Annotated in this window: 20 protein-coding genes and 1 tRNA gene; 12 read left to right on the top strand and 9 right to left on the bottom strand. The window is 55.4% G+C overall.

Annotated elements, in window-relative coordinates; genetic code table 11:
* The first annotated feature begins 24 nt into the window (after positions 1-24).
* Entirely contained in the window at positions 25-1,419 is a 1,395-nt protein-coding gene (lpdA, locus tag BLT54_RS20755) for a dihydrolipoyl dehydrogenase (protein WP_074647355.1), read from the top strand.
* Between the two features lie 49 nt (positions 1,420-1,468).
* On the opposite strand, the gene BLT54_RS20750 is transcribed toward lpdA, so the two are convergent.
* From BLT54_RS20750 to BLT54_RS20740, 3 genes are all read right to left on the bottom strand, one after another.
* The gene (locus BLT54_RS20750) at positions 1,469-1,954 is read right to left on the bottom strand and encodes an acyl-CoA thioesterase (protein WP_074647354.1); all 486 of its coding nucleotides are present in this window, start codon (positions 1,952-1,954) and stop codon (positions 1,469-1,471) included.
* Between the two features lie 291 nt (positions 1,955-2,245).
* Positions 2,246-2,899 carry a GntR family transcriptional regulator gene (locus BLT54_RS20745; protein ID WP_040402851.1) on the bottom strand — a complete coding sequence of 218 codons (654 nt, stop codon included), beginning with the start codon at positions 2,897-2,899 and terminating at the stop codon, positions 2,246-2,248.
* A gap of 31 nt (positions 2,900-2,930) precedes the next feature.
* Positions 2,931-3,626: a M48 family metallopeptidase gene (locus BLT54_RS20740; RefSeq protein WP_074647353.1), complete on the bottom strand. Its 696-nt coding sequence runs from the start codon at positions 3,624-3,626 to the stop codon at positions 2,931-2,933.
* Between the two features lie 163 nt (positions 3,627-3,789).
* Between BLT54_RS20740 and BLT54_RS20735 the strand changes: the two genes are divergently transcribed.
* The 3 genes from BLT54_RS20735 to BLT54_RS20725 all read left to right on the top strand — a co-directional run bounded on the left by BLT54_RS20735 (position 3,790) and on the right by BLT54_RS20725 (position 5,877).
* Positions 3,790-4,095: a TIGR02300 family protein gene (locus BLT54_RS20735; protein WP_074647352.1), complete on the top strand. Its 306-nt coding sequence runs from the start codon at positions 3,790-3,792 to the stop codon at positions 4,093-4,095.
* Between the two features lie 140 nt (positions 4,096-4,235).
* A tRNA-Ala gene (locus BLT54_RS20730) sits at positions 4,236-4,311 on the top strand.
* Between the two features lie 408 nt (positions 4,312-4,719).
* Positions 4,720-5,877 carry a DNA cytosine methyltransferase gene (locus tag BLT54_RS20725; protein WP_218129416.1) on the top strand — a complete coding sequence of 386 codons (1,158 nt, stop codon included), beginning with the start codon at positions 4,720-4,722 and terminating at the stop codon, positions 5,875-5,877.
* Here the strand turns inward: BLT54_RS20725 and BLT54_RS20720 are convergent.
* The 5 genes from BLT54_RS20720 to BLT54_RS20700 form a co-directional block, all read right to left on the bottom strand.
* Positions 5,874-7,544, bottom strand: coding sequence for a response regulator receiver domain (locus tag BLT54_RS20720; protein WP_074647350.1), 1,671 nt, complete (start codon positions 7,542-7,544; stop codon positions 5,874-5,876). The two genes, BLT54_RS20725 and BLT54_RS20720, sit on opposite strands and share 4 nt — an antisense overlap.
* 4 nt (positions 7,545-7,548) lie before the next feature.
* Positions 7,549-10,527, bottom strand: a complete 2,979-nt coding sequence (locus tag BLT54_RS20715) for an ATP-binding protein (RefSeq protein WP_176832941.1) — start codon at positions 10,525-10,527, stop codon at positions 7,549-7,551.
* Positions 10,528-10,732: 205 nt separating this feature from the next.
* Positions 10,733-11,419: an HNH endonuclease gene (locus tag BLT54_RS22055; RefSeq protein ID WP_176832940.1), complete on the bottom strand. Its 687-nt coding sequence runs from the start codon at positions 11,417-11,419 to the stop codon at positions 10,733-10,735.
* Positions 11,416-12,132, bottom strand: coding sequence for a hypothetical protein (locus tag BLT54_RS20705; RefSeq protein WP_074647347.1), 717 nt, complete (start codon positions 12,130-12,132; stop codon positions 11,416-11,418). The genes BLT54_RS22055 and BLT54_RS20705 overlap by 4 nt, the downstream gene beginning before the upstream one ends.
* 55 nt (positions 12,133-12,187) lie before the next feature.
* On the bottom strand, positions 12,188-12,793 hold the full coding sequence (locus tag BLT54_RS20700; protein WP_074647346.1) for a hypothetical protein: 606 nt from the start codon (positions 12,791-12,793) through the stop codon (positions 12,188-12,190).
* A gap of 179 nt (positions 12,794-12,972) precedes the next feature.
* On the opposite strand from BLT54_RS20700, the gene BLT54_RS20695 reads away from it, so the two are divergent.
* From BLT54_RS20695 to BLT54_RS20675, 5 genes are all read left to right on the top strand, one after another.
* Positions 12,973-13,206, top strand: a complete 234-nt coding sequence (locus BLT54_RS20695; RefSeq protein WP_245708087.1) for a helix-turn-helix domain-containing protein — start codon at positions 12,973-12,975, stop codon at positions 13,204-13,206.
* A 223-nt stretch (positions 13,207-13,429) separates the two neighbouring features.
* Entirely contained in the window at positions 13,430-13,930 is a 501-nt protein-coding gene (locus BLT54_RS20690; RefSeq protein ID WP_245708086.1) for a Tn7 transposase TnsA N-terminal domain-containing protein, read from the top strand.
* Complete coding sequence (locus tag BLT54_RS20685) at positions 13,927-16,074, top strand: DDE-type integrase/transposase/recombinase (RefSeq protein WP_074647343.1); 2,148 nt, start codon at positions 13,927-13,929, stop codon at positions 16,072-16,074. Before BLT54_RS20690 ends, BLT54_RS20685 begins: the two co-directional genes overlap by 4 nt.
* Positions 16,061-17,017 (top strand): ATP-binding protein, encoded by a 957-nt coding sequence (locus tag BLT54_RS20680; protein ID WP_083351928.1) that lies wholly within the window; start codon positions 16,061-16,063, stop codon positions 17,015-17,017. The genes BLT54_RS20685 and BLT54_RS20680 overlap by 14 nt, the downstream gene beginning before the upstream one ends.
* Complete coding sequence (locus BLT54_RS20675) at positions 17,014-18,825, top strand: TniQ family protein (protein ID WP_074647342.1); 1,812 nt, start codon at positions 17,014-17,016, stop codon at positions 18,823-18,825. Before BLT54_RS20680 ends, BLT54_RS20675 begins: the two co-directional genes overlap by 4 nt.
* Before the next feature lie 162 nt (positions 18,826-18,987).
* Here the strand turns inward: BLT54_RS20675 and BLT54_RS20670 are convergent, their stop codons facing one another.
* Complete coding sequence (locus BLT54_RS20670; RefSeq protein ID WP_074647341.1) at positions 18,988-19,386, bottom strand: hypothetical protein; 399 nt, start codon at positions 19,384-19,386, stop codon at positions 18,988-18,990.
* A gap of 92 nt (positions 19,387-19,478) precedes the next feature.
* Here BLT54_RS20670 and BLT54_RS20665 point away from each other — a divergent pair, with 92 nt between their 5' ends.
* Genes BLT54_RS20665 through BLT54_RS20655 form a run of 3 tightly spaced genes read left to right on the top strand, consistent with a single transcriptional unit; the run spans position 19,479 to position 22,284 of the window.
* Positions 19,479-20,486, top strand: a complete 1,008-nt coding sequence (locus BLT54_RS20665) for an ABC transporter substrate-binding protein (protein ID WP_074647340.1) — start codon at positions 19,479-19,481, stop codon at positions 20,484-20,486.
* On the top strand, positions 20,483-21,523 hold the full coding sequence (locus tag BLT54_RS20660; RefSeq protein WP_074647339.1) for a FecCD family ABC transporter permease: 1,041 nt from the start codon (positions 20,483-20,485) through the stop codon (positions 21,521-21,523). Before BLT54_RS20665 ends, BLT54_RS20660 begins: the two co-directional genes overlap by 4 nt.
* A complete protein-coding gene (locus tag BLT54_RS20655) occupies positions 21,520-22,284 on the top strand; it encodes an ABC transporter ATP-binding protein (protein ID WP_074647338.1) in 765 nt (254 codons plus the stop codon). The genes BLT54_RS20660 and BLT54_RS20655 overlap by 4 nt, the downstream gene beginning before the upstream one ends.
* The last annotated feature ends 97 nt before the right edge of the window (positions 22,285-22,381 follow it).

Here is a 22,381-nt window from a genome sequence, read left to right as displayed (position 1 = left end):
GAGTTCAAGACCAAGGAGAAGACCATGGCTTCCTACGACGTAATCATCATCGGTGCTGGCCCCGGCGGCTATGTGTCCGCGATCCGCTGTGCCCAACTGGGCCTGAAAACCGCCGTGGTCGAAGGCCGCGACACCTTGGGCGGGACCTGCCTCAATGTCGGCTGTATCCCCTCGAAAGCGCTGTTGAACGCCACCCACCATCTGCATGAGGCGGAGCATAATTTCGCCGCCATGGGCCTCAAAGGCAAATCCCCGTCCGTCGATTGGGATCAGATGAAATCCTACAAAGATGATGTGGTCGGTCAGAACACCGGCGGCATCGAATTCTTGTTCAAAAAGAACAAGATCGATTGGATCAAAGGCTGGGCCACCATCCCCGCCGCGGGCAAAGTCAAAGTCGGCGACGAGGTGCATGAGGCAAAAAACATCGTGATCGCCACGGGGTCTGTGCCGACATCGCTGCCGGGCGTTGAGGTCAACAATGACGGCGGTATCGTGGTCGACAGCACCGGCGCGCTCGAATTGCCGAAAGTGCCGAAAAAACTCGCTGTCATTGGCGCGGGTGTCATCGGCTTGGAACTCGGCTCGGTCTATGCCCGCCTTGGCTCCGAAGTGACCGTGGTCGAATACATGGATTTCATCACGCCCGGCATGGACGCAGACGTTCAGCGCACCTTCAAAAAGCTGCTTGAGAAACAAGGCCTGAACTTCATCCTTGGCGCGGCTGTGCAGGGGGTAGATGCCTCGAAAACCAAAGCCAAACTGACCTATAAACTCAAAAAAGACGACTCTGAGCATGTGCTGGACGCCGATGTCGTTTTGGTCGCCACGGGTCGCAAACCTTTCACCGATGGTCTTGGATTGGCGGAACTGGGTGTCGAATTCACCCCGCGCGGTCAGGTCAAAACAGACGCCCATTGGGCGACCAACGTCAAAGGCATCTACGCCATCGGTGACGCCATTGTCGGCCCGATGTTGGCGCATAAAGCCGAGGACGAAGGCATGGCCGTGGCAGAGGTGCTTGCCGGCAAACATGGCCACGTCAACTACGGCGTGATCCCCGGCGTGATCTACACTTCGCCCGAGGTCGCCACCGTTGGCCAGACCGAAGCACAGTTGAAAGAAGAAGGCCGCAAAGTCAAAATCGGCAAGTTCTCCTTCATGGGCAACGCCCGCGCCAAGGCCGTGTTCCAAGGCGACGGGTTCGTCAAACTCATCGCGGATGCGGACACCGACCGTTTGCTTGGTGCTGCGATCATCGGCCCGGCTGCGGGCGACATGATCCACGAGATCTGTGTGGCGATGGAATACGGCGGATCGGCCCAAGACATCGCGCTGACCTGCCACGCGCACCCAACCTATTCGGAAGCGGTGCGGGAGGCGGCTTTGGCCTGTGGTGACGGTCCGATCCACGCCTAAGCGGTTCTAAAATCAAAAAAAAAAGGCGCCTCAAACCGGCGCCTTTTTTTCATTTCTTGTCTTCGCCCGTGGCGGCAATATTGGCCATCCGCGCGGCATGTTCGCGGCGCAACACTTTGCGCAGCTCGGCGGAATTCCAACGCTTTTGATCCATCTCCGTCTCCGGCACAAATTGCGGCACAGGGGCCGATTTGCCATCGTCATCCACCGCCACCATGGTGAAATAGCAAGAGTTGGTATGACGCACGGTTTGGGTGCGGATGTCTTCGGCCTCGACCCGGATGCCGATCTCCATCGAGGTGCGACCCACGTAATTCACCGTCGCACGAAAATGCACCAATTCGCCCACGGCAATCGGTTCTTTGAACGTCACCTGATCGACGGACAGCGTCACCGCATATTTGCCCGAATACCGCGAGGCACAGGAGAAGGCGACGCGATCAAGATGGTTGAGCAAAGCGCCGCCATGCACCTTGCCGGAAAAATTCGCCATATCCGGCGTCATCAATTCGGTCATCTCTAAATAACGTGCCATGGCGATCCCTTCAATACCCTACCCACCAAAAGACGCTGCAGAGCAGAAAAGGTCAAGCATTGGCGGAATTGCAGGAAGGGATCATTCATCAAAAATGATCCCTTCCTGCCCGACCCATCATCGGGGGGGGTGATTTCGGGCCGGAGTCCGTAGAGCGCGTGTCTGAGCACGCCAAAGATCGGACACGCCTCTTTCAGGAACGCAGCAGCGCAGGATTTCCGACGAATTTTTTGAACGTTTTCTATTTTTACGCAGGCTCAAAAAGGACCGAAGTCTGGGCAAAACCCCGCCTCAGACCGCCAACATCCGTAGCCCTTGGGTTACATCGGAGCGCACGGCAAGCCGCAATCCCGGCTCATCCCCCGCCCGCAAAGCGGCCACAATCAGCCGGTGGTTTTGCGGCACTTCGGTGCGATTAAGGCGGGCATAGAGCGCGCGCATCGTTGGGCCGAGTTGCAGCCAAACCGTCTCAGTCAACGCCAACATCGCCGGGGCTTGGGCGCGCAAATAGAGCGTGCGGTGAAATTCAAGATTGGTGCGGATATACCCAACATCATCATGTTTTGCGACCATTTCCGCAATTGAACCATTGATGGTCTGAAGCCGTTCGATCAGAGCCATATGCGCCCGCGGCAAAGCCCGAGAGGCCAGTTCCGGTTCGATCAAAGCCCGAATCGACGCCAATTCTTCGATCCGCTCATTGCTCAGTTCCGGCGTGCTCAAACGACCAGAGGAGCTAAGATTCAGCCCGCCATCGGCCACCAAACGCCGCACCGCTTCGCGCGCGGGCGTCATCGACACGTCAAACATCTTGCCAATCCCACGCAGGGTCAGCGCCTCACCGGGGCGAAATTCGCCATGCATGATGCGCGTGCGCAAAGTGCGGTACACCCGATCATGGGCGGCACCGAGCGTATCAGAGGGGCGTGGGATGGGTGTGATCATGGGAGCAATGTGATCACAAAATGTCGCAAGGTCAATCCGTCTCGAACCGCCAGGCGTGCAATCCTTCACCTTCTGAACGCAGCCAGGCGCGATGTCGGGCATGATCAGGACAAACCTTGGCAACCTGCGCCCAAAACCGGTCCGAATGATTCATCTCCAACCGATGCGCCACCTCATGCGCCGCGACATAGTCCAGCACCTCAACCGGAGCCATCACCAGCCGCCACGAATACATCAGATTGCCCGCGCTGGTACATGACCCCCAACGCGAACGGGTGTCGCGCAGGGTGATCCGCCCGTAGCTGGTCCCAAGCGCCGCAGCATAGTGATCAGAGGCGGCTCTGAGGCGCAGTTGGGCCTGAAGTTTGAGAAAGGCCTGCACCCGAGCCGCCACGCGATCCTCTGCGCCCGGCACATGCAATTGCCCCTCGATCAGACGCGCCGCCCGCCCCTGTCCGGGGACGATCTCGACCTGTTGCCCCAAAAAGGGAATCGCCTGCCCAAAGCGCACCGTTCGATCGGGCGTACGTGCATCAAGATGTTTTCTGATCCAAAGTTCTTTTTCACGCAAAAACGCCATGGCTTCGCGTTCTGGCACCCGCTTGGGCATCGACAAGGTCACTCGACCATCAAGCCGCGATACACGCAGCGAGAGCCTGCGCGCCTGACCAGAGCGGCGCAGGGTGATATGTACAGGCGGCTGGCCTAACAAAATGGTTTCGCTCACAACGTCTTTTTCTCCGGTAGGACCGCAGGGTCAGACCAGCTCTGGGTCCGCCTCATATCCGTGTTTACTCTAGTTTAGGGCGAAAGGCTTTGACACCCCCGTCGTGATATGGCATGGCGCGTCAATCTCCGCACCTGGACCAGTTATGACGAAAGGGATTATCATGCCCAATGAGGAATGGGGCGTAAAGCGCGTATGCCCAACCACCGGCAAACGGTTCTACGACCTGAACAAAACTCCGATTGTGTCGCCCTACACCGGCGAAACCGTCACGTTTGACATGAACAACAAGTCGCGCGTGGCCATTGCCGAAAAAACCGCCCCGATTGACGACGATGCCGATGATGAAGATCTGTTGATTGATGATGATGCAGATGTCGATATCGAAGACGATCTGCTCGTGGATGACGATGACGACAATGTCTCGCTCGACGACATCGCTGACGTGGCCGCAGACGACGACGATTGAGGGTTGAAAGTGGCCTCGTAAAAAAGTTCACGGGGCCGGATTTTTTCGCTTGCAACCCCAAGCGAGACACCCTAGGAAGCGCGAGCGGGCGGAAATCGCCCCTCGCACCCCGCCAGACACAGCGGTAAAATCGGTCAAATGGGGCCTTAGCTCAGCTGGGAGAGCGCCTGCATGGCATGCAGGAGGTCAGCGGTTCGATCCCGCTAGGCTCCACCATATTCCCTTGAAAAGGGGCAGATAGTTCTGCCTTTCTTGCCAGAGGATTTGCCTCTGTCGCGAAGATGGGTGCTTATTTTCCTACGGAAATCTAAGCTACTTCGGTCCGCGCCTTTTGGCGTGTTGATCGCTTTGCAGCCCTTCCCCATGGAACCTTTCGCCGAGGATACTTCGAATTTAACAGACCATACACCTCCAGAAGAGGGTCACAAACGGCGGCACAAAGTCCTCCGTTGCGATTGACTCGCAATCCAAACCCGTACTGAGAAACGGTCTTTTTAGTACATACCGCAAGCATTCCATAGATGGAGCAGAAAAACAGTTCTTGGATACTGTGCTTTCCGGTTCTCTCGACGCCACCAAATTGCGAAGATAGCGCCTTGAGAAGGGCGTTAGAAAAGGCTATCATTGCCCCAAAAATTGCGCATTTCTATCAGCACGTTAGGTGGCATTACTTTGAGCGAGGAAAGTACAGAAGCAAATCAGCATAGTCAGCCACAACCGTGCATGTGCAAGACACTGACGGCTATCGACCTGTTTAGCGGCGCAGGTGGCCTGACGCTGGGCTTGAAGCAGGCCGGGTTTCGCGTGCTGGCTGGCATAGAAATTGAAAAAATACCTGCAGCGACTTATAAGCTCAACCACCCAGATGTTCATTGCTTTGACAAGGACATACGCAAAATTGGTGCTGTTGAGATCTTGAAAGCAACTGGCTTAAAACGTGGCGAACTCGACTTATTAGCAGGTTGTCCACCTTGCCAGGGCTTCTCCACGCTCCGAACCAGAAAAAAATCCAATGCGGTTGCAGATGATCGGAACGATCTTCTGTTCGAGTTTCTTCGCATAGTTGAGGCTCTTTCTCCTCGATCAATCATGATGGAGAATGTGCCTGCATTAGCACACGATATCCGGATGAAGACGTTCTTGAAGCGTATCTCTGTTCTTGGCTACAAGGTTGGGCGGAAGAACGTAAGGGTGGAGGACGCTGCGGAATACGGTGTACCTCAGCGCCGCTACAGGATGATCTTGCTCGCGTCCAAGACTGGCCAAGTCAAGCAAGCTGAAAAATCAGAAGCTATTACTGTCCGCAAATGCCTCGAAGCTGTTCGTCTGGCGCCAGTTGGTGAAGCAGGGGATCCATTGCATGATCATGTTCCTAACAGGGCAGCTCATGTTGCAGAGATCATCCGAAATATACCAAAGGACGGGGGCTCAAGAACATCCTTGCCCGACCATTTGGTATTGGAATGCCATAAGAAGAACACTGGTTTTCGAGATGTTTATGGACGAATGTCGTGGGACAAGGTTTCACCAACGATGACTGGTGGCTGCGGAAATCCCTCAAAGGGGCGATATCTTCACCCCGAAGAGGACCGTGCAATAAGTCTACGTGAAGCCGCGTTGTTTCAAACGTTTCCTGCTGATTATCAGTTTGACCTCACGGAAGGTCGCGGCAAGGTCGCTCTAATGATCGGTAATGCGTTACCCCCAGAGTTTATTAGGCGGCACGCGGTACAGATTTCAAAATCGTTGTCTTACGGCTGCCCCCAGATCAGGGGGTGCTAACCTTTGCGAAATGGCTCGAATTCATCGAAGCCAATCCTAGAGATTTCCTGGCTCATATTCTGCGCAATTCTAAGTGCCCGCTTGTACTTTAGATTTGCGAGCCAGCGGTAGTCCGTATTGTTGGCATCCGGGACATGGTAAATCTCTCGCTGCTCATCGTAGCATATTGGGATATGCCCTATGGCATCGTTTATCACACCAAAATCAAGAGACTGGGATTTGGTGTAACACTTTGGCGGAACCGAAAGGCCCACGTAGTTGATAAGCGTCCCATTTTTTCCATGAGGCACGACGATATCAGGGGTATCACTATCAACGATTTCGAGCGGAACAAAGAAAAACAATCCAGCCCCACGGACAGTATCGCAGGTCGCTTGTAAGCACAAAAAGTAGCCGCCAGCATCCGAGAAAATGACTGATCCTAGCCCTAATTTTGGTGGTGCTTTTCGGTGTACCATACTGAGCTCACTTGACTGAGAGTTAGTCAGGAACGAGAACTGCCGCATGGAGAAACTTGCTGTCTCAATGGTATCGCAGAACAGCGTAGAAAAATTCTTGGAAAATTCAGCTTTTGACGGCATTGGGCTGGCTTGCGGGTCTTGTTGCCTCCCAAGAGCTGCTTTCTTGTCTGGTTCTGGCCAAGCGGAGAACCCACGCTCCATAATTGAAATGACATCATCAACATGCAGCTTAAACTCTTTTTCTTGATCTTTCTTCGAGTAGCGGAGTGTGAAATTCTCAGGGCACTGAGGCATCTGACTTAAGCGACGCTTTATTGCGTCCACCGTTGTATATTTCGACGTGACTTTTGACTTGTCCACCTCCGATTTCAACGCACTCATCACAACAGAAACTGCATAATCCATCGAATCTGATGAATTTTTTAGAAGCGCTCGGTGGTGAAAGAATGGGCCATCGAGCTCTGATGAAAATTTGCTCAAAACATGATGCGTCGTGTCTCTCATCGAGGAAATCGTTGCGAGCGCGACGTTCGAAAGTAGACCATTTGATAACTCCGAGAATGCCTTCAACAATTCTTTTGGAAGTTGCGTCTCGGAAACGGCACCAGTTAATTTCTCATTGCCCATCGATTTTTCGCGCCAAATTAGACGTAGACCTGAAGAGTTGGTAAGCACATCACCTGTCTTAGTAACATTGCCAGTGATTTCCTCAGCTGCGTTGAGCCTTTCAGCGATTTTTTCAAGGATGGCTCCGTGATCCTTGTTGCCGGTGTAAATCGCAATCAATCTCAGGCGTCCTCCAATGGCCTCATCTCCACGAAGAATTTCCTGAATAATCTCGGATGCGAGCTCTCCATCATCACCGTGATCCATGTGCCAGTCTAAGGATACGATATCAGCTCTCAAGGAGGCTTTAGCGACACTTTTTGCTACACTACCTTCATCACCACTCGGATTAACAACCGAGCAGATAAGCCCCAAGTCTAGGGCACTTTTTATCAATCCTTTTGCGTCTAGCGGATGTGAACGTTGTGCCTCAGGTTTCTCGTCAACCTTTTTAGCGGCTACAACATCGCGCCTACTGGGTGTTTTAACATCAACGGTCGGCGCCGCTTCGATGGGGTCAGCTACAGGTTCGTCATCAACTACGATCATTGTATAGGCGAAAGAGCTGGCAGCGTTGTATTGGTCATCTGCAAAATTCATCTGATCAAATCTTCTCTTGGGACATCTTTGAAATACGGAAACAGGCACCAGAATTGGGCGTTGGTGGATCGATGTTCAGTTCATAACCAAGGCGGCCAAGCGCCTGCCTTGAAATATGCAGTCCCATACCTCTACCACCCGGCTTGCGGGTAAAGTTGAGCTCAAAAATGTTCCTGACGTCAATGCTACTCACCCCACGACCGTTGTCTCTGACACAAAGGTCGCCATTGTCTTCAATTAGTTCAATAATGCCCGCGTCTTTTCTAGCGCTAGACGCCCAATAGATCGCGTTATCAATCAAGTTGACGAAGACAGGATAGAAGTCTGCGTGAAACCCATGAAGAGTATGGGCCTTAAAACCCTCATCGGCGACCAGCCGAACGTTGTGACGTTTGAGGCGCTTCTCAAACAAGTCAGACACAAATCGAAATATGTCACTGCCTCTAATGTCGACAGCAGTCGACTGCAGCTTTCGGTCGAGCGGGTTGAATAGGGCCAAGTAGCTGTCCAGATGATCAAAATTGACGCGCATGTCATCGTAGAGGCGCTTCATATCAGGATTGGCATGCGCCCAGGACTTCATTCGTCTGAGGCCATCTCGCAGGCTGCCAGCAGTCTTACCAAATTCATGATTGATCGTGTTAAGTGCCATCCCAATCTGGGCAAGCTCGAAATCGGCCTCCTGTCGCTCGCGAAGCGCGACGACTTCCTCTTCCAGCGCCTCAGTGACTTCGACCATATCTGAACCGCTGTTTTGGGTTGATGAGAGAACAGCTTCGAGCTGACTGTAGATTCTCCGCAGTTTTTCACTCTCTTCTTCGAAGGCGTCGGCCACCAAGGTTTCGAAAGCCTCACGCTGTTTTGAGAAATCGAACTCTGCCTGCTTCATACCTTTGACGGCCTCTAGTTCGGCAAGGACTTCATCGACGACTTTCGATACGTTTCGAAAGCTGTTTTTTGTTGTATCCCTTACTATTCGTGTCAGGTCGGTGAGGGTCTCTTCTGTCTGCGTCCGCAAAGACTTCATAGATGAAAGGGTCTCTTTTGTGTGTTTTTGGACAGCAGCATTCAGTCGCAGCCCCGGCTCAAGGTTCAGCTTGTTGTTCTTTACGGTTGTTGTAACGATGTTCTCGATCGTCTTCTCGGCAGGCAACACAAGATCGCTCGTTATCCGGCCCATTGCTGTTTGGTAGGCCTCCCAGTTGTTTCGTAGTTCAGTGTTAAGACCTACACCTCGAGGTTTTGAGATAGCATGCTCCTTGCGAAGTTGGTCCAATTGCAACTTTGCTTCAGCCTCCAGACGACCAATTGCAAGCGCCTTTGATTGTGGAGTCTTCGTGCTATTGAGTTCAGAAAGCACGTTCGCTTCAAAATCAGAAACAGTACCAGATATAGTTTCGGGCAGCTGTCCTGAGTCTATTACCTTGAAGAATTTCTCTAGCTGCTCACCGAACTTGTTCTTCTTACCCCTTGACTGTTTTTCTCGAGTCTTTCGGACCTTATCAAGGTGTTGAAGTTCTTGACGCTTTTCAACCCATTCTTCTGAATACTTGCCGCCATTTTCCCTAAAGAAGTCCGCCGCCGATTGTATGAAGAAATTGATCAGTATACTTCGAAACTGTCGATAAGCCTTATCCTCACGGAAACCTTCCCTCCCTGCTTTTTCGACCAAGTTGGGGTTATCTCTAGATGTCAGTTCGACTGCCCCCATAATGTTTCTGAAGGAATAGTAGGCCGTTGCTGCTCTCAAGTTCCGCCTGCGTTCAACATCGAGGAAATCGAAGTCAGGACCACCGTATGGCTGAACTCGGACACCGTCTTTGTAGATGTAAATACCACCATGGCGTTCAAGCTTGCGCCGAATTTTGGCGTGCTCTGTAGGGTCCACCAACGAGTCCATTGGAGTTGGTTGAATCACCGCTATTGAAAAGTCAAATGGGCCGCAGCTAGTCGGCCTGCTGTCTGCGTTTGACCAATTGAGTACATACTCCGAAGGCAATGTCTGATACACACCGACCTTGCCTCGGAATTGGCCATATTCATCGAAGCGTCCTCGTATATGATGATCTACTTGCTTGAACTCTTCAGGGCTAAAGAAAGCTTTCTCCCCAACTCGCTCCAACGGCGCCCCTTCATCAACGTGATCTCTAAATCGGGTTATGATCTTCGGCTTCCGGAAATCCGGCGTCATAGTGTTTGTGAAGCCAATGAGGTTTTTTTCGAACCTTGTCGCCTTGGTTGATTCATCCCGATCGTCAATATCATCTTGGATGATTTCATCGGCAGGCAGTATATAGAAATGAGTGCCCGAACCGTTCAAATCAAAAGAAGGCTGGCCAAGGTAGGTTGATGCATCTCGAGGGTCGACTTTAAAGGCGTCCATGTCTTCGCGGATAGTCTTAGCAGTTTTATCGTCTATCCGGCTTGATAGGGTTTCGAGGCTGTCCCGGGCTTTTGCTACCATCTTTTGCACGTCTTCAAGGTTCGGCAGGGTGTCAGCTCTGAAAGTTTCAAGTGGGATAACGATTTCGTCGAGATCTATCCCAGGTAGTTCAAACAACCCCCAATGGATGTAAGCGGCCGTAATGGTATCCTCAGTTTGCCCATCGACTTTTGCGCGGGTTAGTACAAGTACTTGTCGGCCGATGACAGCGATTGCTAGCCGCCCTATGCCCTTTTCCCCAAGAAGGGGACGGACGTCTTGTGCACTATCCACTGGGGGGCGTTTCAGGCCTGAAAACGATCCTACCTTGCTGTCAGTTCCAAGTGTGAGCCAGCGGTCTTCGAAATCTTGTTTGGTCATCCCGAGGCCGTCATCTCTCAAGACAAACATGCCATCATCCCGAAAGTAGTCGACTTCCGCTGTAGTGGCATAAGCGTCATGCGCGTTCTTGAAAAGCTCACTTATTGCCGTAGATATGTTGGCGATTTGCTGTCGACCAAGAAGATCTATGGTTCGCGCTCTGATGTGAAACTTTGCCACTATTGTTGCCGCCTTTTTTTGTGCACACGAGGCACTCGCGCATAACTCGATCCGCATTTTTTCATGCGGTAGGCTATCTTTGAATTATGCCTGTGCCAATGCCATCATCTATTATGTTGCTTCGATACCATCACTATTTGTGGCCAGATAACAGCTTACTCAGTGACGCAGAAAATGCTTTCAGAGTTGTTCTGTGCGCAATTTTCTACAATCTGCCCCAGCGTGCTTGCAGGATTGAACTCTGCGACCGATCTTTCTCGTCATCGAACACGATCATCACTCCACCAGGCAAAAGAGGTTGGTCTCCAAAACTGAAACCATTCGCCCCAGCAATAGCCTGACGCATTTGCAGTTCAGGTTCCGCCAAGATGAGGTATGCTCGTTCGAGACGCGAACCTGGAAAATAAGTTTTCGGATCAAAGCCTTGCAACACTTTGAGAAAGCCAAGCACTTCGTCACTGAGAAAATAGTATTCCTCACACATTCTTCCGCGCTCGATCGCGTCATCCAAAAGTATGCTGTATAGTCGTTCCATCGAGGCGAGCTTCTCGCCCCCCTGAGCGTCAACTGGCAGTGACATGTCGGGACGCCCATTGAAGCCTGCATGAGCCTCGCGATGGCATGTACGGCAAAGTGTAATCCCGTTCCCCGTGTCGAATTGCGCAGCACCGAGGAACGTTTTTCGACAAATATGATGGGCAGATAGCCGCTCTTGCGAGTGACAGTCCACGCAGCGAAATCCGTCACGCTCGCGGACAAATTCGCTCCACCGTCGAAGACAACTTGCACGAGATCGTTCGGCGGACACCGCATTGCGCAGCATAGCGAGCCGCGCATTGAGCGAGCTTCGTTTCGCGTCGGACAATACCGAACTGGGTGATTTTGTCGTCACCACTTCACCTCCGTCGCGAGATACTCCCACCAGACCGACCTCACGCGAAGCACGCCAGTCTGATGAACTGCATATCGGTAGGCACCATCTTGCACGACAACCCAACCATCGTCCAGATCTTGGCCAGTAAAGACCCTCGTCATCATCCGACTTCCGACCTCGGGCAAAGCGGCAAGTTCTTGACAATTGTTGACACTTTCGAAGTCAGCGTGATCGCTCGCCGACATCGTTCCCAACGGCGCGGCCCATACATGGGAAGGCGTCTCCATCAAAGGTTCCCCATATTCAAAGTACGCATGCCCTCGGGCGTTCTTGATAATTACGCGGTTGATCCGCTCAACATCGGGCTGCCAAACGACCCTCGTTTCTCCACCCAGTGTTTGGTACTCTGTTTTCGCCCGGTCAATCATGGCCCGAAACCGAGCACTTTTTGCCAGTGCCCGGGCAGCACTGGCGTTTTGTTGTCGGTCTGGCTCAGTAGTGCCCGATAGCACGCAACTCAGAAAGATCACAGCATACTGCTCGTCCCGCGAGAAGCCATTATTGCACTCACGGCAAATGGTCACGCTCGGCAGATTGTGAGGGCGCGGTTTTGAAAGGAAACTCTTCGTAGGCACATGATCTTCATTTGTCTCAAGACCCGCTAGCCAACGGCTGCAATGGATACACCAAGCTTGCTGTCGCTCGTCGACAAATTCTTCTATGCGGTCCAAAATTTGTCGCCCTCTTACCTTCGCTCTCGGGAGGCATCTTGTAGCGATGATCGCGCTAGTCGCCCTCGCCCCATTGGTCGTCCATAAAGGCCTTCAGCTCCGCTTCAGTCAATGTCGTAGTGATACCGAGTGCCCTTGCCTTCTCTTGTAGTGCTGCTAGGCGTTCGGCCGATGCGCTAGATCGGTGCTCGATCTGAAGGCCATTTTCAAGGGCCCATAAGTACAACTTCTTGAAGGTCTTCCGGTTGATGCCAAGCAGCGCCGCCGCTCCAACAAAACTTCCGGCTGCATCGTAAGCGCGCATGATTTCATCCACTGAAAACTCGACACGCGTCCGTCCTGGCGCATTCGGGAAGCCCAATGCTTGCCGCTTGTCCGCAATCCATTTGGGATCAACGCGATGAAGTTTTGCCAAGGCAGCATCGCGATACCCCTCCCGAAACTGCTCTTCGAGCAGCGTGTCGAAGTCGTATCCGAAGTGATCCAACGTCTCGATTAGATTGGACCGGCTGGCCATAAAGCGCTTCCGAACCTCTGCTAACGAGCGGCTGCGCCTCATTAAATCAAGGAGTTCAGAATGATGGACGCCTTTTGCCTCTCCGTCGGCGAAGACAAAAACGGTATCGCCCGCGATATCCAGATAATTTCTGGCAGCTCCCATACGCTCTCCCTCTGGCCAAAAACTTCGGCAAAATTCCACAGACATATATCCCAAGAATTTCGCCGAATTTTTTAACCATCTGATTTCAAACAGTTATCCTTGACTGATTCGTTCATAGCTGATTCTCTCCAGATCACGAAGTCCCAGCAATCATGGTTACAGCGTCAATGTCCCACAAAGTGAAACCTGCTCATGAACGCCTGAAGATGGAACTACGGTTGCGTGGTAAATCCATTGCTTCAGTCGCACGAGAGCTTGATGTGCTGCGTTCGACAGTAACGCTTGTCAGCCAAGGCCTGCGCAGGTCTTCGAAAATCGAGAAAGCCCTCGCCAATGCAGTCGGAACGACACCGGCAGAGCTTTTCCCTGACCGATACTCAGCAGAGGAGGACAGCGCGGCAAGTAAAACCTGACATCGGGAAAAGAAAAGACCCTCCTGCGTCAACAGGAAGGCCTTTTGAATAAGTGTCGTTTCGACTCGACTTCTTATTCATCCCCTGAGTCTCAAGAAAAGTCAACCTGCCGAGACATCTCTCGGCAGGGCTGCTCAACTCATTCCAAACATAGGGGGATGCCGCCCCTCTCCAGCTCCGAGCCGTCTGGTTCGGTGCGCTGGTGAGGTGCGCTCCAATTAACATGAAGAACAATCTGATCTACCGCGGGCCGGAACCGAGCCACGCGACCCGAATTCCTGCACGCCGCTCCAAGGGCAGTTTGCGCGGCTCAATGGTTGCCATGCTACCTGGTTTCCAGCGTCCGCGCCTTATCCACTTCGAGAGTGCGCTCGAATATGCCTTCCTCTGCCTGATGCTGGTGCGAGACGACGTGCACCACATCCGCGAACAGCCTCCGGCGATCTCTTATGTCGGTACCGATGGCCGTCCCGCGCGGCATATCTTCGACTTCCTAGTCACCAAGAAGGATGGCGAGCGCATCGCGGTGGCCATCAAACCTATGCAGCGTGTTCTGAAGCTGAACTTCGCCTCGGAGCTCGAATCTGTGTCGGTCGCAGTCTCCAAGTCCTTTGCGGACCGTGTGCTGCTCGTCACTGATCAGCACATTGATCGGCAAGCAGCCGCCGAAGCGGCGAGGACGCTGGCCTGGTCACGCCCCTCTCTTACGGAGGTGGCAGCATGACCCTGCGTTTTCGCTTTTCGAAATCTGACATGATCACCACGGCGGGCGTCGCCATGCGCCCGATTGAGATCACCGATGCGGGTGGCACTTTTGAGCGCGTCGGCCAGCCGGGGATCACGGAAGCTTTCTCCCATCAGGAACTGGCTGAGATGATGCGCCGGCCGGACACAACCTACTTTGCCGGGTATTTCGACCGCGCCGCCCAAGAGATGCGGCTGAAAAAGCCGGTCGACCTCATCAGCGAGTTGCCGGAGCAGATCAGGCGGCTCGTCATTTGGCGAAAGGCGGTCTGCGACGCTTTCCTTGCCTTGGAGGCAACTGGTGACATCAGACGCACGCAGGAGGGCTATGATCATGCTCGCCCCAGACTGGCCGCGGAAACGCAGCGGCGCGTCGGCGAAGGTGCCGCGGCTCCCAAGAAGGTACGACCAGGTAAAGACGTCATAGTTCGAAATCTCCCTGGAAGTCGAACGGCGTTTCAGTGGGTTCGCTCCTATCAGTCTGCAAGTTGTTCACCGCTTGCACTCATCCCGGAAACCTACCGCTCTGGAAATAGGGAACGGTTTTGGTGCCCACGCTCTGAAGCCCTGATGAATCAGGTTGTCGAGATCTACGCTGACACGCAGCGCCCGACCAAGGTTCAGGCGATCAAGGAGACACAGGCACGTTTCGACGAAGAGAACCGTCGGCGTGCTGAAAGGGGGGCGCCTCCTCTTGTCGTGCCGTCGGCGGCAAGTATCCGACGACGCCTTAGCATGGCGGATCCATTCTACCTTTATGCAAAAAGGTACGGGGCGGCAGCGGCGGCCAAGCACTTTACACTGTTCAGCAACGGTCCTGATGTCGTGCGGCCAATGGAGCGAGTCGAGATGGATGAAAACCTTCTCGATGTGATCTCATTACTGACACTGACGGGCATCTGGGACCACCTGCCACGAGAGCGCCAGAAGAAATTCGAGTCCGGTAGGCGCTGGCTCTACATCGCGATCGATTGTGCGACGAAGTGCGTGCTGTCGATGCGTTTGGCCGACAATCCCAACTCCGATGATGCAATTCGGGCTCTACGTCAGATCTTTGAGGACAAGACGCCGTTGGCGCAGGCAGCCGAATGCGAAAGCACTTGGCATCACCATGGCGGCATCGGAACCCTGGTCACAGACATGGGGTCAGCTTTCACGTCGGATGCCTTTCAAGGTACGGTGGCATCGCTTGGAACGACGGCTCATCTCCCCAGTGCCGGAGTGCCCTGGCTACGTGGACATATCGAGTCGTTCTTCCGTACGCTCGGCCATCAATTGATGCCCCTTCTGGCGGGGCGTACGTTTTTCGATACAGTGGAACGTGGCGACTACCCTTCGGAAACGCTTGCCTGTTTGTGCGACGACGATCTGATCAAGATCCTGCTGACCTTCATCGTCGACATCTATCACAACCAGCCGCATGGGTCGCTTAAGGGCGAAACACCGAATGCAGCTTGGGAGCGCCTCGTTGTGGAGCATGGTACGCCCTTGGTTCCTGACGGGCTAACATTGCGCAAGGAGTTCGGTCGGCCGATGGTCCGCAAATTGCGCGGCGACGGGGTCTTGTTTGCAGGCCTCAGCTATAGCTGCGAGGCGCTGCGTGAGGCCTATCTCCACTCCCCGACACGGCAGGCCGAGATTAGGGCTGACCTAAGCGACATCGGGTGGGTTGCCGTCCGTGTTGGCGCGACATGGTATCCCGCTTTGGCCAACCAGCCGGGCTTCGATGGCATCACGTTCGAGCAGCTCCGTGAAGGTAGGCGGTCCATTCGACAAAAGCACAAACGGGATGCCCTGCTGGACGCACCCAAGGTCCAGAGAGCAATCCAGCGAATTTCCGAAATAAACCGTCGCGCCTTTGCTCTCCGCGAACTGACGCCATTCCACATGACGGATATCGATGTGGCACGTTCAGAGGCTGCCCTGCATTACCCGATCCGCTCCGATTCCATGCGATTGGGACACATCAAGCCCAGCGATGACCCACTTAGTAACGGAATCTCCATCACTGCGCCCATCGGCAAAGGCAAACTAGACGCCCCCAGCAACGACACAACCAACCCGCCCGAACGCCGTGAAAGACGCGAACGCCGCAAGCATTGGAGGTTTGATGATGAAAAATGATTTGGTCACTCAGGCAGCCCAACGGATCGCTTCTCTGAAGGGGCATTTCGTCCACCACGAACGCTTCGTACCGTTGGCAGAAGGCTTCTCCATTCTCGCCGAAAAGCGCATCGTGGACATCCAGACCGGACGAACCAGTGAGGCCCAAGGGCTGGCCCTGTCGGGGCATTCGGGGGCCGGGAAAAGCGCCGCGGTCACCCATCTGCTCGCTATGGAAGGCCAGAGACTGGCCGAGCATGGGCACGGCGACACCACCATCGTCAGCTTGCGGGTGCCGTCACCCGCAACGCTGAAGTTCGTCGGACAAATGCTCTTGCGGGCGCTCGGCTACCCCATCGGTGCCGATCGTCACGCGTGGTACATTTGGGATCTGGTCCAACACCACCTTAGAGAGCGCCGCGTCTTGTTTGTGCACTTGGACGAGGCGCAGGACCTCGCATCGCGTGGCACCAAGCACGAGCTCGATTCAGTGACATCAATGTTGAAGACGCTGATGACTGATCCGGAGTGGCCCGTCGGGATCATTCTTTCCGGAACGAACGAACTGGAGGACATTCTCAACCACGATTACCAGCTCGCACGCCGCATGAAGACCGTCCGGTTTGAGAGCCTATCCCCCGCTGCATATGGCGATGAAATCCTCGACCTCCTGGACAGCTACTGTGAGCGTGCAAACCTCGAACCAGAGGACGACGTGCTGGAATTGTCCCACGGCGAACGCGTTGTCCATGCCGCAGCCAATCAGTTCGGCATCGCCATCGTCCTGATCCTGGACGCCATCGAAGACGCCTACCTGCAGGGTCAGAAGACACTGAACCGGCACAATTTCATCCGGGCCTATCATCGCCGGACATCCTGCGATGCCGAGTTCAATCCGTTTGTCGTGCCGGATTTTATGCGCATCGACGCCCGTCAGGTGTTTTCTCGGGAGAACCGCACATGATGTTGTCACCCCTCAAGCCGCTTCCGCTCTACGTCAGCCCGGTGCGTGGCGAAAGCGCGACGTCGCTTGCGTCCCGCATCGCTCGGAAGAACGGGACGGCAAGCCTTCAGTCCTTCTGCGCCGACATGAGCATTTCATATCGCGCCTTGAAGGTCGGTGATCCAATCGAGATCGAGCGGGTTGCCGCACTTGCCGGGTGCGATCCCACCACACTCCGCAACTGGACGCCCCACGCCCCGTCGAAGACGAATTATCAACTGGGAGCGGAAGCACCGAGGTTCACGGCTTACAGCCGAAGCTTGATCAGGGGATGCCCGAAATGTGCCGCCGAATCCCGGTCCAAACATGGCGCCCATGGGCCATTTCACCTCGGGATATGGCAACTCACATCAATCCGGACCTGCGCCCAGCATTCTTGCATGCTGATCGAGGTACCGCCTCCAACCCATCACAAGCACAGCTATGATTTCGCGCGGATGGTCGACAATATGAACTTGAGTGACGTCAAGCCTGTTGCAGAGGAAGCGCGATCCTTGGAGCGCTACCTCATTGGCCGATTGGAAGGCGCCTCCAGTGGTTGCTGGCTGGACACGCTGGATTTCCACGTCGCGGCGCAGCTCTGCGAGAACTTCGGCCTGTTGTTGACCAACGGCCCCAAAGCCAGCCGAACGGAAACGACCGAACGACAATGGCTTGAGGCCGGTGCCGCTGGCTACGACATTCTGCGCAACGGGCCAGATCACATGTTCGCAACGCTTGAAGAGCTTCGCATGAAGGCAGGCCCTGGCTGTCACACCTACGGTGCGATTGCCGGTTCATTCCTGACCTGGCTGTCCCAACGTGAGGATGATGCCGCCTTCAATGACATCCGCCAGATTGTCTTCGACTACATCCTGCGGACCTATCCCGTGCTCGTCGGTAGTACCGTCCTGCGGCTACGGTGCGACAGGCAACAGGTATATTCCCTTCGAAAAGGCGCGAAGGCCTACGGCATCGACGAACGGATGCTGCGCCATAAGCTCTTAGAGCGTGGCGACATCTCGAAATCGGGCAAATCCGGTGCCATCACTTATCGTCGCTACCCCTCGCGGGAGACGCTGCAGCAACTCGCCGAAGAAACGAATGGGCTACTCCGCGGGTTTGACGCGGCAGACTATCTCGGGCTGGACATCCACCTGCTGCGCACTTTCGTCGTGGAAGGGCTCATTAAGAAAGCCGGAGAGATGGCCCGAAACGCGCCGTATTTTCGGAAGAAAGATCTCGACGCCTTTCTCGGTCGCTTGTACCGCCAAACACGCCCCAAGTTGGAACCCGCCAATGATGAGATCCCGCTCATTGCGGCCACGCCCGCGTGCCAATGTTCGACCCTCGAACTCCTGCATCTGGTTTTCGAACACGACATTCCGCTACGCTGCGCGGCGGGCACAGACCCAAGGTTCAACGATTTCCTGATATCTGTCGAGCGGGCGAAAACGGCCATAGGCCAGAGCTCAGTTGGTGCGATCAGCATGTCGGAAGCTGCCGGTAAGCTCGGGGTCGATACCGCAACAATCCGCAACCTGGTCAACGCAGGCTATCTGAGTGCTGCTCCGAAGACCGCAAAGTCCTCCGAACGCTGGCTGGTGGTCGACGAGGCCTCCGTCACAACCTTCGGCGAACGGTATATTTCGGCTGCCGATCTTGCTCGCGAACTGCGACGCGATACCGCCAATCTCTGTCGCGAGCTCTACAAAAACGGCGTCGAACCACTCGTTTTCAACGGCGAGAACCGGATCATTTTTCGCCGCCGTGATGTGAACGAGAGATGAGGTCAGGAATGCGGGTGGGGCCGCTTGCCTGGTAGGGCGGCCGCCTGTGAATTCACCTCCGGCACCTTCTAACACGAAAGCCTTGAGAAAGCCGGCCGCTGTGTCGGCTTTTTTCATGTCTTCTCAGAGGCAACCTTATCTGACGAAAAAGGCAGCTTCAGTTCAGCATCGAGATTTTTTGGTACTGAAATAAAAGAGAAATTTCCGCCAGCAGAGGCAGAACTTCGTGACAATTCCCATCCCTTCAAAAGCACCAGATATTTCTGCCTTTTTCGTCAGAGGTTTTTCCTCTGCCGCGCAGACGGGTGCTGTTTTCCCTGCGAAAATCCCATGCTGTGATCCGCTCCCTTGGGCCGTGCTGATCGCTTTGCAGCCCTTTCCCCAGTCAAACGCGCGACCCGCCATGAGTGGCCATTTTTTATTGAAAGCTGGCTCCGGGATACAGGCCCTCTGGTTGCGCAACTCCAGATTCTGGCGGCCGCACTCTTTTCTGAAAAAGGGGACGGCCATCAGGCGTTCGGGGGTGCTGAGGGGAGGAGAAACACGCGGTGTGACCTCCATCAGTGAATTCCTGACAAAAACACTCTTGAACTTGGTTTCGCATGCCTTTACTCAATTTCCGACTAAACTACTCAAGAATTAGGAGACTGTTGATGCGACTCAAGTCGATTCTGGCGTTGGGAAGTGCTGCGCTGGCGTTTTCCAACGTGGCCGCACAGGCGGAAACGGACTACCCTCTGGCGATCGAAAACTGCGGCCAGACCGTCACCTTCGAACAGGCCCCCCAAAATGCCGTGGCCCTGGGCCAGAACAGCGCAGAAATCATGCTGCTTCTGGGGTTGGCAGATCAGATGGCCGCAACCGCCTTCTGGCCCAATGCGGTGCTGCCCGAAGTGGCGGAAGCCAATAGCGGGATCGATCTCCTCACCGTCGAATTTCCATCGCTGGAATCCGTGCTTTCGAAGCAACCCGACTTCGTGGCGGCAATGCTTACGACGCTGCTCGGCCCTGACAGCAAGGTCGCCAAGCGATCGGATTTCGAAGACCTTGGGATCCCAACATATCTTTCGCCGAGTGCCTGTTCGACCACGCTCGATGCAAGCGACGCCTATGGCTCGCGCGACGCGCTCTGGAGCATGGGCCTGCTCTACAAGGAGATCGAGGATCTGTCCCGGATATTCGACGTGGCCGAACGCGGACAGGCGTTGATCGAGGATTTCAAGGCGCGCGAGGCCGCCCTGCGCGCGCAATTCTCCGAGAACAAGGACCTGACCTTCCTGTTCTGGTTCTCCAGCCCATCACCCGCCGATGATGCCTATCTTGGCGGGGGCAACGGGCCTTCGGGTTACATCGCAGATGTTCTTGGCGGCTCCAACGCCATCACAACCGAAGCGGACTGGCCGGCCGTTGGCTGGGAAGGCATTATGGCCGCCGATCCCACTGTTTTTGTCGTGACACAGGTCGACCGCAACCGCTGGGATCTGGACACCGCAGACAACAAGATCGACTTTCTGGAATCCGATCCAACCGTCAGCCAGATGGAGGCGGTTCGCAACGGACGGATCGTCGTCATGAGCGGCGCCGCCATGAACCCGAGTATTCGCACGCTCTACGGCGCCGAGCAGGTGGCCGAACAACTCAAGGCGCTCGATCTTCCATGATGGCGTCTGATGCACCAGAGGGCGGGGCTGTCCGCCTTGCCCTCTTTTTGTGTCTGTCATTGATTGTTCTTGCCTTCACCGTCGCCACTGCGACAGCGATTGGTGATTATAATATCAATCTGAGGACAGTGTTCCTGTCGGTCACCAACGAGCTCGGCTTGACGGGTGCCGACATCGCACCGATAGAGCAAAGCGTCGTCTGGAACCTGCGCCTGAGCCGCGCGCTGGTGGCCGCATTGGCCGGGGCCGGGCTGGCGATATGCGGCGCGATCCTACAGGCATTGTTGCGCAACGCTTTAGCTGAGCCTTTCGTGCTGGGCGTTTCGGCAGGGGCGTCGACCGGGGCGGTCTGCGTGATTGTGCTGGGCATCGGCGCGGGCGGCCTGTCGCTGTCACTGGGAGCTTTCGCCGGGGCCTTCGCCGCCTTTGCGCTGGTGGCGCTTTTGTCCAACGGAGCGACGAGCGGCCCGAACCACACGATCCTGGCCGGCGTGGCGGCGTCGCAACTGTTCAACGCGCTGACCTCCTACATCGTTACGACGTCCGGCAATGCCCAACAGGCACGGGACGTGATGTTCTGGCTTCTCGGCAGCTTCGGCGGCGTGCGCTGGCCGGATGTCCAGCTTCTTTTGGTGGTGGTGATCGTCAGCCTGGGCGTCTGCATCTGGATGGGCCGGGCGCTTGACGCCTTCACCTTCGGTGACGAGGATGCTGCGGCGCTTGGCGTGCCGGTGGCCCGCATCCGGCTTGTGTTGTTCGGGGTGACCGCCCTGCTGACCGCGACCATTGTCAGCATGGTGGGTGCCATCGGCTTTGTCGGATTGGTCGTGCCCCATGCGGCACGATATGTGGTCGGGCCGTTGCATCTGCGGTTGCTACCGGCCTGCGCTGTCGTGGGGGCGGTCTTTATGGTGATCGCCGACATTACCTCGCGGGTGATCGCGACACAGCAAACCGTGCCTATCGGGGTTGTGACCGCGCTTGTCGGCGTGCCGTTCTTTGCGATCATTCTCTACCGCGCGAGGCCTCAGGCATGAGTGTCGTTGCGAAAAACCTGAGATGGGGCGTAAAGCGCAAGACCATCGTGTCCGACGTATCTCTGACAGTCGCACCGGGCGAAACGCTTGGCCTGATTGGCCCCAACGGATCGGGCAAGTCGTCTTTGTTGCGGTTGCTGTCAGGGTTGAGGCACCCATTGTCCGGGCGGGTCGAAATCAACGGCCAGGACATTGCGCAGGTGCCCCGCAAGGCGCTGTCGCGACAGATTGCCTTTGTCCAGCAAAGCGCGGCGACCGACACCAATGTCACGGTGCGCGATGTCGTGAGGCTGGGTCGCACCCCGCACCGTTCGGCCCTTGCGGGCTGGTCCGAGACCGACGAGACCGCGGTGGCCCACGCACTTGAGCGTGTGGACATGACGTCCCGCAGGGCGCAACCTTGGCAAACCCTGTCGGGGGGCGAACGTCAGCGTGTGCATATCGCGCGGGCGCTGGCGCAGACACCACAGGTGATGTTCCTTGACGAGCCAACCAATCATCTCGACATTCATCACCAGATCGAGATTCTGCGCATGGTGCGCGATCTCGATCTGACCAGTGTCATCGCGCTGCACGACCTCAACCTTGCCGCCATGTTTTGCGACCGGATCGTGGTGCTTGAGGCCGGGGCCGTCCGCGCCTGCGGCACGCCCGACGCCGTGCTGACACAGGCAATCCTGCGCGATGTCTTCCGGGTCACGGCGCATGTAAGCGGATCGTCCGATGCCGACCGGCCACATATCCGGTTCAGTCCGCAATAAGGTGGGCCACACCCAACGGTTTTGCCGGTATGGCGACTGGCTCCGGGGACTGGCACCCTGCGGTCGACAACCACCGAGGCTTTCACAAGGCCGATCC

Origin of the sequence: Celeribacter baekdonensis, from assembly GCF_900102315.1 — a bacterium.
GTDB lineage: Bacteria > Pseudomonadota > Alphaproteobacteria > Rhodobacterales > Rhodobacteraceae > Celeribacter > Celeribacter baekdonensis.
This window is presented reverse-complemented; position numbering and strand designations above follow the sequence as displayed.

Excerpts from the sequence above, each read along its gene's own strand:
- lpdA (WP_074647355.1), top strand. The coding sequence starts at position 25 with ATGGCTTCCTACGACGTAATCATCATCGGTGCTGGCCCCGGCGGCTAT.
- BLT54_RS20750 (WP_074647354.1), bottom strand. The coding sequence starts at position 1,954 with ATGGCACGTTATTTAGAGATGACCGAATTGATGACGCCGGATATGGCG.
- BLT54_RS20745 (WP_040402851.1), bottom strand. The coding sequence starts at position 2,899 with ATGATCACACCCATCCCACGCCCCTCTGATACGCTCGGTGCCGCCCAT.
- BLT54_RS20735 (WP_074647352.1), top strand. The coding sequence starts at position 3,790 with ATGCCCAATGAGGAATGGGGCGTAAAGCGCGTATGCCCAACCACCGGC.
- BLT54_RS20720 (WP_074647350.1), bottom strand. The coding sequence starts at position 7,544 with ATGAATTTTGCAGATGACCAATACAACGCTGCCAGCTCTTTCGCCTAT.
- BLT54_RS20700 (WP_074647346.1), bottom strand. The coding sequence starts at position 12,793 with ATGGGAGCTGCCAGAAATTATCTGGATATCGCGGGCGATACCGTTTTT.
- BLT54_RS20690 (WP_245708086.1), top strand. The coding sequence starts at position 13,430 with ATGAAGAACAATCTGATCTACCGCGGGCCGGAACCGAGCCACGCGACC.
- BLT54_RS20685 (WP_074647343.1), top strand. The coding sequence starts at position 13,927 with ATGACCCTGCGTTTTCGCTTTTCGAAATCTGACATGATCACCACGGCG.
- BLT54_RS20680 (WP_083351928.1), top strand. The coding sequence starts at position 16,061 with ATGATGAAAAATGATTTGGTCACTCAGGCAGCCCAACGGATCGCTTCT.
- BLT54_RS20675 (WP_074647342.1), top strand. The coding sequence starts at position 17,014 with ATGATGTTGTCACCCCTCAAGCCGCTTCCGCTCTACGTCAGCCCGGTG.
- BLT54_RS20670 (WP_074647341.1), bottom strand. The coding sequence starts at position 19,386 with ATGGAGGTCACACCGCGTGTTTCTCCTCCCCTCAGCACCCCCGAACGC.
- BLT54_RS20665 (WP_074647340.1), top strand. The coding sequence starts at position 19,479 with ATGCGACTCAAGTCGATTCTGGCGTTGGGAAGTGCTGCGCTGGCGTTT.
- BLT54_RS20660 (WP_074647339.1), top strand. The coding sequence starts at position 20,483 with ATGATGGCGTCTGATGCACCAGAGGGCGGGGCTGTCCGCCTTGCCCTC.
- BLT54_RS20655 (WP_074647338.1), top strand. The coding sequence starts at position 21,520 with ATGAGTGTCGTTGCGAAAAACCTGAGATGGGGCGTAAAGCGCAAGACC.